The 10,748-nt window shown below is 70.9% G+C and carries 9 protein-coding genes; 3 read left to right on the top strand and 6 right to left on the bottom strand.

Annotation, left to right across the window (positions count from 1 at the left end):
• Nucleotides 1-326: 326 nt before the first annotated feature.
• Nucleotides 327-1,256: a PrsW family intramembrane metalloprotease gene (locus tag ACFY36_RS47870; protein WP_499752585.1), complete on the top strand. Its 930-nt coding sequence runs from the start codon at nucleotides 327-329 to the stop codon at nucleotides 1,254-1,256.
• A 3-nt stretch (nucleotides 1,257-1,259) separates the two neighbouring features.
• On the opposite strand, the gene ACFY36_RS47865 is transcribed toward ACFY36_RS47870, so the two are convergent.
• Both ACFY36_RS47865 and ACFY36_RS47860 read right to left on the bottom strand, forming a co-directional pair.
• A complete protein-coding gene (locus ACFY36_RS47865) occupies nucleotides 1,260-2,267 on the bottom strand; it encodes a LacI family DNA-binding transcriptional regulator (protein WP_499752584.1) in 1,008 nt (335 codons plus the stop codon).
• A gap of 116 nt (nucleotides 2,268-2,383) precedes the next feature.
• Nucleotides 2,384-5,278, bottom strand: coding sequence for a glycoside hydrolase family 3 protein (locus ACFY36_RS47860; protein WP_499752583.1), 2,895 nt, complete (start codon nucleotides 5,276-5,278; stop codon nucleotides 2,384-2,386).
• 295 nt (nucleotides 5,279-5,573) lie between these two features.
• Here ACFY36_RS47860 and ACFY36_RS47855 point away from each other — a divergent pair, with 295 nt between their 5' ends.
• Complete coding sequence (locus ACFY36_RS47855; protein ID WP_499752582.1) at nucleotides 5,574-7,748, top strand: nucleotide-binding protein; 2,175 nt, start codon at nucleotides 5,574-5,576, stop codon at nucleotides 7,746-7,748.
• A 121-nt stretch (nucleotides 7,749-7,869) separates the two neighbouring features.
• Nucleotides 7,870-8,796 carry a siderophore-interacting protein gene (locus ACFY36_RS47850; protein WP_499752581.1) on the top strand — a complete coding sequence of 309 codons (927 nt, stop codon included), beginning with the start codon at nucleotides 7,870-7,872 and terminating at the stop codon, nucleotides 8,794-8,796.
• Between the two features lie 68 nt (nucleotides 8,797-8,864).
• On the opposite strand, the gene merT is transcribed toward ACFY36_RS47850, so the two are convergent.
• From merT to ACFY36_RS47830, 4 genes are read right to left on the bottom strand one after another with little or no spacing between them, the layout of a single operon-like run.
• Nucleotides 8,865-9,182, bottom strand: coding sequence for a mercuric ion transporter MerT (gene merT, locus ACFY36_RS47845; protein ID WP_499752580.1), 318 nt, complete (start codon nucleotides 9,180-9,182; stop codon nucleotides 8,865-8,867).
• On the bottom strand, nucleotides 9,179-9,610 hold the full coding sequence (locus ACFY36_RS47840; protein ID WP_499752579.1) for a MerR family transcriptional regulator: 432 nt from the start codon (nucleotides 9,608-9,610) through the stop codon (nucleotides 9,179-9,181). Before ACFY36_RS47840 ends, merT begins: the two co-directional genes overlap by 4 nt.
• Nucleotides 9,610-10,173: a hypothetical protein gene (locus ACFY36_RS47835; RefSeq protein ID WP_499752578.1), complete on the bottom strand. Its 564-nt coding sequence runs from the start codon at nucleotides 10,171-10,173 to the stop codon at nucleotides 9,610-9,612. The genes ACFY36_RS47840 and ACFY36_RS47835 overlap by 1 nt, the downstream gene beginning before the upstream one ends.
• Nucleotides 10,170-10,517: a hypothetical protein gene (locus ACFY36_RS47830; protein ID WP_499752577.1), complete on the bottom strand. Its 348-nt coding sequence runs from the start codon at nucleotides 10,515-10,517 to the stop codon at nucleotides 10,170-10,172. Before ACFY36_RS47830 ends, ACFY36_RS47835 begins: the two co-directional genes overlap by 4 nt.
• Nucleotides 10,518-10,748 lie beyond the last annotated feature (231 nt).

Genomic DNA, 10,748 nt, shown 5'->3' with positions numbered 1-10,748 from the left:
CCGAGCCCACACACCCGCCCCCGCCCCGGGGCCCCCCGCCATTCCGCCCCCCCCCCCCCGCGGCCGGGGGGCCCCCCCCCCGCCCCCCCCCGCCCCGCCCCCCCCCCCCCCCCCCCCCGACGGGACTTTCCGGTGACGCTAGGCCCGGCCGCGCGTAGATGTCAACGGTGTGACGAAGAGATTTCCTGGACCGTGATCGAGAGACGCCCATCACGGATGGAAACGCTCCCAATGATCCCTGCCCGGCTCGCCCCATGACGGCCGGCCATCGAAGTTCACCTTCTCCGGGGGAAGCCGAGCCGTCCGGAGAAGGCCAGCCTGACGGCATGACGTACTCGACCTCCGCCGCCGCGACGACCCCGGTGACGTCCGCCCACCGGCGCCCGGCCTGGGCGATCATCCTGATCACGGGCCTGCTCCTGTGGCTGGCGACCGTCGCGGTCACCTTCGCCACCGCCAACGCCAACCTCGTGCCCACCCTGGTCCTGCTGGGCAGCTTCCTCGTGCCGGTCACCTTCGTGGCCTGGGCGTACGGCAAGCGGGACGAGGTCATCACGGTCGAGGCGCTGTTCCGTCTCTTCGTGGTCGGCGGCATCCTCGGCGTGCTCGGCGCCTCCGTCCTCGAGACGTACCTGCTGCATCCCTCGGTGTGGATGTTCGTGGGCGTCGGCCTGATCGAGGAGGGCGTGAAGCTGGCCGCCCTGTGGCTGCTCACCCGTCACCTGGCCGGCAAGTCGATCCGCAGCGGCGTCGTCCTGGGCGCCACGGTCGGCTTCGGCTTCGCGGCGTTCGAATCGGCCGGCTACGCGCTGAACGCCCTGATCACGGTCGACGGCCTGTCCCTGCGCGCCCTGGTCGAGACGGAGATCCTGCGCGGCCTGCTGGCCCCGTTCGGCCACGGCCTGTGGACCGCCATCCTGGGCGGCCTGCTCTTCGCCACCGCCGCGCGCTCCCCCGCCTCGGGACCCCGGCACTTCCGGCTGACCGGCAGCCTGATCCTCGGCTACCTGGGCGTCGCACTGCTGCACGCCCTCTGGGACTCGATGCACGGCATCGCCGTCTACCTGACCTGGGTGCTGACCAGCAGCTCACGCCAGCAGTCCCTGTTCGAGCGCGGCTGGATCCCCCAGCCCACGAGCGAACAGACGCACCTGTTCACGCTCTTCTCCATCGGCGGCACGATCCTCATCACGATCGTCGCCATCGTCTGGCTACGCCACGTCTGGCGCACCGGCCGCCACATCCAGCACGGCTGACGGTCAGCCCGCCGGCGGGGCGCAACTGTCGCGTTCGACCAAGGTGGGTGGCAGCAGTCGGACCGGCTCTATGCCGCGGCCGTCGAGCAGGCGCATCGCTGTCTCGACGGCCAGGCCGCCCACGTCGTGGGCCGGGATGTCGACCGAGGACAGCGGCAGCGGCATGTTGATCGCCACGTCGCGCGGGCAGATCGCCACGATCGAGATGTCCTCGGGCACCCTCTTGCCGCGGGCCCGCAGCAGGTCGAGCAGCGGCCGCAGGGACTCCTCGTTGTGCACCACCAGGGCCGTCGCCCCGGGCAGCTGCGCGTCGATGTCGTCCAGGCATGCCCGTACGCCCTCGACGTCGGGCTCGCACGGGTGCGCCAGGGTCCGCAGGCCGAGGGACTCCGAGGCCTCGGTGAAGCCGGTCAGGAACCGCTCCGCGTAGGTGGTGCCGCGACGGTAGACGGCCGGCGAGGGGCCGACCAGGGCGATCCTGCGGTGGCCGTGCCAGGCCAGGTGGCGCAGGGCCTCACCGGCCGCGGCCGCGAAGTCGAGGTCGACGCAGGCGATGCCGAGCGGGTCGTTCGGAAGCCCTATCAACACCGACGGCTGCTTGAGGCGGCGCAGCGCGGGCAGGCGTACGTCCTCACGCTCCACGTCCATCAGGATGAGCGCGTCGACCATCGTGCTGTTGGCGACCCGCTCGAGGCCGGCCGTGCCCTCGTCCTTGGTCAGCAGCAGCACGTCGTGGTTGTGGGTGCGCGACGCCGTCACCACCGCCGTCGCGAACTGCATGATGACCGGGACGTTGACGTCGAGCCGCAGCGGCGCGACCAGCGCCAGCACGTTCGTCTTGCTGCTGGCCAGGGCCCGGGCCCCGGCGTGCGGGTGGAAACCGAGCTCGGCGATGGCCGCCTGCACCCGTTCGCGCGTCTGCGCGGAGATGGGGCGCCGGCCACTCAGCACGTACGACACCGTGCTCGGCGAGACACCGGCGGCACGCGCCACATCATTGATCGTCGGCATCTACCCTCCCCCTGGTTCGCCCGATCCTACTTTCCTTTTCGGCCCCTGGCCTTTATGGCCCCTGGCCTTTATGGCCCCGCCCGCCGGCTGACCAAGCCGACGGGCGGGTTCCCCTCTCACCGAATAAAGAACTGGGACAAACGCACCCCTTCGCCGAGGACGAGATAAACGTCGTGGCGCCCGCTGGTCCGGGCCACCGGAACGGTCGTCGCCGAATAGCTGTAGACGTCGCCGGTCGCGGAAACGGTCGCGGTGCCGATCAGCCGCCCGGTGGGCGATCCGAGGCGCGCCTCGACCGTGCCGGAGCCCGACGTGCGTACGGTCAAGGACTGGACGTTCTTCAGATTCGCGTCCTTGTAGGCCGCCCACTGTCCGGGCGCGGTCGCGCCGATCACGGTGCCGGCCGGCTTGCTCTCGTCGAGCAGCTTCACCCCTGCGTACGCGTCGAATGTCTCGGCCCGGGTGACCCGCGAGAGATCACGGGCCGGAATGGTCTCACCCTTGACCTTCCATGTCACCCGCTGCCGGATGTCGCCGGAGGAGGCGCCGATGAGAACGTCGTAGTCGGACGATTCGACAATCCATCGGCCGCGCGTCTGATCCCATCGAGCCAGGTCATTCTTGTTCAGCGGAAGAGTCACGGTCCGCGTTTCCCCGGCCTTCAGATGTACGCGGTCGAACGCGCGCAACTGCTTGACGGCAGTGGTGTCACGTGAGGTGCGCTGATGTGTATAGAGCTGCACGACCTCATCACCGTCACGCTGACCGACATTGGTTACCTTGATTCGGATTCCATCTTTGCTGATCTCCGGCTTTCCATACTTGAAAGACGTGTACGAAAGGCCGTATCCGAACGGGTAGAGCGGCTTCTGCTTGCTGTAGAGATAGGTCTGCCCGGTCGAGATGATGTCGTACTGGTCGAGGTCGGCCGGCAACTGGTCCTGCGACGCCGGCCATGTCTGGGTGAGACGGCCGGCCGGGTTGCGGGCCCCGTAGAGCACGTCCGCGACCGCGTGGCCGGTCTCGGCGCCGGCGTGGGTGGTCCACACGATCGCCGGCACGTTGTCCTGCAACCAGTTGATCGTCTCCGGGTAGCTGGTCTGCAGCACCACGACCGTACGCGGATTGGCCTTGAGCACGGCCTTGACCAGGGCCTCCTGGCCGGCGCCGAGCGCAAGCGAGGTGCGGTCGTGCGCCTCGCGGCCGTTGATGAACGGGTTGGTGCCGACGACCAGCACGGCCGTGTCGGCGCTCTTGGCCGCCGCGACCGCCTCGTCGACGCCGCTGCGCAGCACCTCACGCGTGAAGTGGGCCGCGCCGGCCGCGTCGGGCGAACCCAGCGTCAGCTTCCCGTCGGCGTCCACGGTGATGTACTTGTTCGGGCCGAACCAGCTCTCGAGCGTCTCGTAGCCGGCGTAGCGCAGCGCGAAGGTGCCGCCGGCTTGCTCCTCGAGCTTGAACTGCTGTTGCACGAACCAGCCGTTGGGCTGGTCGTCGCGGGTGGTGAAGACCCCGTTGGTGTTGCCGAGGTACTTGCCGTTGCCGGCGTTGCGCAGGGTCAGGATGTCCTGTCCCCAGTCGACGACGTCGAACTGTGCCTCGGCGGTGGCGCTCGCGGCGGTGACCGTGGCCGCGTCCGGGCCACCGGCCAGATAGCGGTCGCCGAGCTTGAGCGCGATCCGGTCGGAGCCCGTGCTGTTCACGGTCGCCGTCGCCTGCTCCGCGATGCCGTCGGCCGCCGTCACCTCGTACGGCAGTTTCCCGCCGTACCAATCGGTGTAGAGCGTGTCGGCCAGCGGCCCGATGACCGCGGTCCTGTCCTTCTTCAGCGGCAGAAGGCCGTTGTTCTTCAGCAGCACCATGGCGTCGCCGGCGGTCTCCCGCGCGAGCTTGCGGTGGGCAGGGCTGTCGATGACCTCGGCCCCGATCCTGCTGTACGGCCCGCCGCCCGGATCGAACTCGCCGAGCCGGAAACGGATGCTCAGCGCGTGCCCGACCGCACCGTCGACGTCCTTCTCGGTCAGCAGCCCCTGGGCCAGCGCCTGCTTGACCGCGGTCACGGTCGGCACGGCGTTGGTGTCGTCGACCGTGAAGCTGTCCAGTCCCGCCTTGATCACCGCCGCGTCGGCCTCGGCCTGCGTCGCGTAGTACTTCTGCGACTGGACCAGGCCGTTCGGCGCCCACGCGTCGCTGACGTTGAACAGCGGGTAGTCGGCCCACTCGCGCAGCAGCGTCGCCTGGTCGGGGTCGACGGTCGCCGGGCGCCCGTTGATCAGGTTGTACGAGGCCATCACGCCGGTCGCCGCGTTCGCGGTCAGCGCCGGCTTGAACGCCTGCCGGTCGTACTCGTTCAGAACGCGCTGCGGCACGTTCGACGAGGTCGTGTCGCGCAACGTCTCCTTGTTGTACGCCAGGTAGTGCTTCAGCGTCGGCGCGGTCTTGAGACGGGCCGGGTCAGGACCTTGGAGACCTTTGCCGTACGCCGTGGAGATCGCCCCCGTGAGCAGCGGGTCCTCCGAGTAGCCCTCCTCGTTGCGCCCCCACCGGGGATCGCGCAGCAGGTTGACCACCGGCGCCCACAGGTTGAGCCCGAAGACGCGCGGGTTCTCGGCGTGGAAGCCGCGGGCCTCGTCACCGACGGCCGCGCCCACCCGCTTGATCAGGTCGGGATCCCAGGTGCTGGCCAGGCCGACGGCCTGGGGAAAGGCGGTGCCGTCGGCGGTGACCACGGCGCCGTTGTTGTCGATGTCGGTCGACCAGGCGACGCCGTGCAGCGCCTCGGTGCCGGTCTTGAAGAAGTCGATGCCGAGCCGCGGAACGGCCGGTTGATATTGGTGAAGGAGGGAGACCTTTTCGTCGAGCGTCAGCCGCCCGACGAGGTCGTCGACCCGCGCCTGCAACGGCAGCCGCGGATCCCGGAACGGATAGGACGGTCCCGCGTGCGCGACCCCAGGAACCGTCGGCGCGACCAGCAGAGCCGCGGCCACGACGGTCAGGAAACGCCTTCGCATGGGCAATTCTCCTCATCCAAGGATGGCATTCGGAGGAACGACGGGATAACCCACTCAGCCCAAGCGGGTTCCCGATCGTCGAAGCGCTTCGATTGTCGGCGGTATCGCTCACCCTAGATGCCGCGTAAACCCGTGTCCACACCCCACCCGAAATCTCCCGTTAACATCGATCTGCGCCAACCTCCCTTCTCCCGCCCGGCGCCACTTCGGGCCGCCTCTCCCGTGTTTTCCGGTAGCGGCCCGTAACGGTCCGTCCTAGGCTCCGATCAGGCGGCATGACGGGAGGACGGCCCGGATGGCGACGACGAGCGAACCCGCACGGCTGATCCGCGGGTACGGCGGCTGGACCCTGCTCCTGATGATCGTGCTCGCGGCCGGCGCCTGGGGCCTGAGCCTGCTCGAACCGGCCCGCTACCGCGCCGAGGCCACGATCGTCGCCCAGCCGCGCCTGCGCACCAACATCACACCCGTCCCCGCCGATCCCGCCACGGAGAGCGAGATCGCCCGCTCCGCCGCCGTCCTGCGCCCCGCCGCCATTTCCCTCGGCATCGACCAGCAGACCCTGGCCGACGGCCTCCGCGTCTCCCCCGCCGAGGCCGGAACTTCATTCACCATCACGTACGACTCCTCGACCGCACCCACCGCCCGAACCCGGGCCCAGGCCGTGGCCGCGCAGTATCTGGCCTACCGGAACGCCACCACCTCCCAGTCCGGCATCTCGGCTACCCTGGTCACCCCCGCCACCTCGGCCACCGCGGTGACCTGGCTGCCACGGTGGCTGTACCCGCTGATCGGCGCCGCCGCCGGCCTGCTGACCGGCATCGTCCTGGCCCGATGGCGCTCCCGGGACCGGGTACGCGGCCGCGTCCACTTCGAACACCTCACCGGCTGGCCCGTGCTGGCCACCATCCCGCGCGCCCGCCGCTCCCGGGGCCCCGGCGCCCCACTGCCCGTACTGCTGCGGTCTCCCGCCTCGGCCGACGCCGAGTCGTACCGTTACCTCCGCGCCCGCCTCGAAGCCTGCCTGGAGGGCCCGGCCACGGTCCTGGTGACCAGCGCCCACGAGGGCGAGGGCCGCAGCACGACCGCCGCCAACCTGGCCATAGCCCTGGCCCAGTCCGGCCGCCGCGTGGTCCTGATAGACACCGACGTCCGGGGCCCCGTCCTGCACCAGATGTTCGCCCTGTCCCGCGACCGCGGCCTGACCGGCATCCTGACCGGCGACATCTCCGGCGCTTCGGCCCTGCGGGACGGCCCGGTCCCCCACCTGCGCCTGATGGCCGCCGGCCCCGACCAGGAGGGCGCCCCCGACCTGCTGGCCGCCTCGTTCGGCGAAATGCTCCGAGAGCTGAAGTCCGAATGCGACGTCATAGTCCTCGACTCGGCCCCCGCCTTGCACGTGGCCGACGCCGTAGCCTTGGCCGCGGTGAGCGACCTGGTCCTGCTGGTAGCCGACTTCGACCGCCTGACCCGCTCAACGGCCCGCCGCGTGGCGGCCGAACTGACCCCCGCCACCGCCGCCCCCGTGGCCGCAGTCCTCATAGCCGTCCCCGAACACCGCGGCGGCTTGATCCCCCGCACCCGAGCCGGCCGGGCTCCAGCCCCCACCGCTGACCGCTTCCCTTCATCCAGCCGCGATCCCAGCCCCGCCCGGCTGCCCACCATGGGCCATCCCGCCGGCCCTGGCCGTTCCGCCGCCTCAAGTCCCGCCGGCTCGGGCCCGTCCGCCGGCGCGAGCTCCGCCGGACCGGGCCGTTCCGCCGCCCCAGGTCCCGCCGGCTCAGGCCCGTCCGCCGGCGCGAGCTCCGCCGGACCGGGCCGTTCCGCCGGGCACGATGACGCGGCCGAACAGCCGACTCAGGCCCTCGGCCCCGCAACCCTTCCACCGGCCCTGGGCCTGGCCGCTCGGGCTCGGCCTTCCTCCGGAGCCGCGCCCGCCGCCGGCCCCGGCACCTCGCCTGCCGCCCGCTCCGGCACTCCGGCTGCCGCCGGCCCCCGCACTCCGCCCGCCGCCGGCCCCGGCACCTCGCCTACCGCCCGCCCCGGCACTCCGGCTGCCGCCGGCCCCCGCACTCCGCCCGCCGCCGGCCCCGGCACCTCGCCTACCGCCCGCCCCGGCACTCCGCCTCCGCCACGGCCCGGCACCCCGTCTCCAGGGCGGCCCGCGGCGACCGCCACCGGGCCTGCCTTCGCCCGCCCGGCCACAGGTCACGACCCGGGCTCCGGCGCGACTGTTCCCAACATCCCCACCGATGCGGGTCGGACCTCGGGGCCGGCGCCGGACCCCTCGAGCACCCCTTCGCCGGCCGGGCCCACCTCGGCCCCGCCGGTCGTCTACGGCCCTCCGGCGGCGAGCGGCAAGGCCGCCATCCCGCAGCCCCGCGTCTACAACTCCGCTGCCGCCTCCGAAGCCGAGACAAGGCCGAACCCCACCGAGGAGAACGGCGACACCGACGAGAGACCTGACTGAGCCTTGGGCGGCCCGGATCTCACAGTTGGCGGGGGTGGGTGGTGGCTCCCGGCCGGTTCAGGTTAGGTTAGCCATACCTTGCCGGGACCGGTGGGGACCGCGCGCGTCTGAGGAGGCCCCCGTGACCCAGACTGCTGAGCAGACTGAGACCGTACAGTCGTGGCGTTTCTTCGCCGTCGAAGTACGCAAGGTCGACCGCCTGAGCCCCAACTTCGTGCGGATCACCTTCACCGGCGACGATCTCCACAAGTTCGCCGACAACGGTTACGACCAGCGCATCAAGCTCCTGACCGCGCTCCCCGAGGTCGGCTTCACCCACCTGCCCACCGGCGGCGACTGGTACACCGAGTGGCGCGACCTGCCCACCGAGCACCGCAACCCGATCCGGACGTACACGATCCGTGCCGTCCGCGCCCACCTCAACGAGGTGGACGTCGACATGGTCCTGCACGGCAGCACCGGCCCCGCCTCGAAGTTCGCCGCCGAGGCCAAGCCGGGCGACGTCGCCTACCTGATGGGCCCCAACGCCGACTTCGACGGCCTGCACGGCGGCATCGACTTCCACCCGCCGGCCCACACCGACTGCCTGCTCCTGGGCGGCGACGAAACGGCCGTACCCGCCATCGCCTCGATCCTGGCCAAGCTCCCCGCCGACGCCCGAGGCGAGGCCCTGCTGGAGGTCCCCGAGGACGGCGACCAGCTGCCCGACGTGACAGCCCCGGCCAACGTCCGCGTCACCTGGCTCCCCCGCAACGGAGCCCCTCAGGGCGAAAAACTGATTCCCGCCGTACGCCAGGCCACCCGCCGCATGCTCGGCGACGTAGCCGGCACTCCGGTAACGGACCTGGAGGACGTGGACGTGGACCACGACATCCTGTGGGAGGTCCCGGAGCCGTTGACCGACGCCAGCCGCTTCTACGCGTGGCTGGCGGGCGAGGCCGCGGCCATCAAGACCATCCGCCGCCATCTGGTGTCCGAGTGCGGCGTGGACCGCCGGTCGGTCGCCTTCATGGGTTATTGGCGCCTGGGCAAGGCCGAGGACAACTGACTTCTACGTGATCAGATATTGATCGGGTCGCCTGAATCTCGGCACACCGATCCGGCGCCCCGAGCAGGTCAGCAGCCGCAGGCGGCGCTCCCGCAGCCGCAGGCCGTTGCGCCCGTGCGCTGGGCCGGGCGACGCCGGGGCCACCACCACAGGCCCAGGGCCAGCGCGACCAGGACGGCCGCGACGGCGAGCAACGTCTTCTCCAGGATCGCGGCGCCCGCGCTGGTGAGCATGCCGGCGGCGATCAGCAGCGGCAGCGCGCAGCAGGCGGCGCACACGACTGCGGCGAGCCCGCCGGTGATCTTGCTGCGGCGCGGCGGTGCGTTGTCGATGGCTACGGGCGACGGGCCGGTGGTCCGAGTCGATGGCGTGACGGGCCGGCTCATGTGGGCTCTCCAGAAGGTCGCGTGGTGGCGATGGTCAGATACGGGATCGGGCAATCGGCGCAGGTGCAGTTGGTGAGGCTGTCGCAGCGGGCGTCGACGACTTCGGTGAGGGTTCCGCGAATGGCGGTCAGGTCGGCGATCTTCCGGTCGATCTCGGAGATCTTCTCCATGGCGCGTTGCCGCAGATCGGCGCTGGGATGGCGGCGACGGCCCGCGTCGAGCAGATCGGCGACCTCGTCGAGGGTGAACCCGAGCCGCTGCGCCGCTTTGATCACATTCAGCAGGGCGACCGTGTCCGCCGGATAGAGCCGGTGCCCGCCGTTCGACCGGTTCGGTTCGGCGAGCAGCCCGCGGCGTTCGTAGTAGCGCAGGGTCTGGATGTTGACGCCGGCCTGCTCGGCGACCTCGCCCGTACGGAGTCCTTCCATCAGGTCGCCAACGCCGTCGAGCGAGAGCCGGGGTCGAGCTGATGGTTGTCCGGGAGACCGACTACGGCGGCGAAGGTGCCGGCCGCGTCGGCGGGCATGCGGATCTCCAGTCGCAGGCCGGTGCCGTCGATGATCAGGGTGTAGCTCCCGAACGAGCAGCACCGGTACTCCGCGGCGGCAAGCCGGCCCAGCGTGCCGGCCAGGTCGACGTCGAACGGAAACCGCAGCGACACCCCGTCGGTGGTGTCGGGCAGCGGGTCTCGGCTCTCGGCGCGACCGAGAACTCGTTGCCACACGCCGATCCGATCGTGAATGTCGCCGCCGTCGGCGGCAAGGTCGCAGGCCAACGCCTCATCGGACGACGTGTCGGCGTGCGGGAAGTGGTAGGTCGTGCCCACCGCGGCCAGCGCGGTGACGCAGCCACAGCTCTCCCCGCACGGCCCGTCATGCGTCGTGGCCGACAAGGCGGTGGCCACGGCCTGCAACCGGGCCGCGTCCAGCTCGGTGAGCGTGTCAGCGTCAAGGCCGAGATCCTCGGCGAGTTCCAGCAGCCCGGCGGTCATGACGTCACCCCGGTGGAGAGCGCGGAGGCGCGTTCGGCCAGGGATGCCAGGACCTCGATGTACGCCGCCGGGACCTCGATGTCGAGAGTCACGGCCTCGCCATCGGTGCTGGGCCCCGGCGTGGTGGTGAAGGTGAAGAACGAGCAGCACTCGGTCTCCCGGGCGGTCAGATCCCGCACCTTCGCCGCCAGGCCGGCCGGCCCGGTCAGGTGCAGCCGCGCGTGCGTCGCGCCGACCTCATCGACACCGCGAACGGCGGTAGCGAACAGCTCATCGAACTCCGCCAGCCGGAACGGCTGCTCAGCCGTCGGCAGGGTGCAGGAGTCCGGAACCTGAAGAGACATGCCTGACCTCCTCGAACAAGGAGCACCATCGGCGCTCTCCGTTCGACGGTAAGCCTGTACCCAAGTACCGGATGCAACCCTTCCAGCTCGAAATCTCGGGGAGGCCTTACAAACGACAGTAGGCCCGCCCGATCCCGGGTGGGCCTACTGTTTCACGTTGAGTCCGGCGGCGTCCTACTCTCCCACACCCTCCCGAGTGCAGTACCATCGGCGCTGGAGGGCTTAGCTTCC

Origin of the sequence: Actinoplanes sp. NPDC000266 (assembly GCF_042899005.1) — a bacterium.
GTDB lineage: Bacteria > Actinomycetota > Actinomycetes > Mycobacteriales > Micromonosporaceae > Actinoplanes.
Note: the sequence above shows the minus strand (reverse complement) of the source record. Positions and strands in the feature narration are given on the sequence as shown.

Coding starts and splice junctions, on each gene's coding strand:
- ACFY36_RS47870 (WP_499752585.1), top strand. CDS start 327: ATGACGTACTCGACCTCCGCCGCCGCGACGACCCCGGTGACGTCCGCC.
- ACFY36_RS47830 (WP_499752577.1), bottom strand. CDS start 10,517: ATGTCTCTTCAGGTTCCGGACTCCTGCACCCTGCCGACGGCTGAGCAG.
- ACFY36_RS47865 (WP_499752584.1), bottom strand. CDS start 2,267: ATGCCGACGATCAATGATGTGGCGCGTGCCGCCGGTGTCTCGCCGAGC.
- ACFY36_RS47840 (WP_499752579.1), bottom strand. CDS start 9,610: ATGGAAGGACTCCGTACGGGCGAGGTCGCCGAGCAGGCCGGCGTCAAC.
- merT (WP_499752580.1), bottom strand. CDS start 9,182: ATGAGCCGGCCCGTCACGCCATCGACTCGGACCACCGGCCCGTCGCCC.
- ACFY36_RS47860 (WP_499752583.1), bottom strand. CDS start 5,278: ATGCGAAGGCGTTTCCTGACCGTCGTGGCCGCGGCTCTGCTGGTCGCG.
- ACFY36_RS47835 (WP_499752578.1), bottom strand. CDS start 10,173: ATGACCGCCGGGCTGCTGGAACTCGCCGAGGATCTCGGCCTTGACGCT.
- ACFY36_RS47855 (WP_499752582.1), top strand. CDS start 5,574: ATGGCGACGACGAGCGAACCCGCACGGCTGATCCGCGGGTACGGCGGC.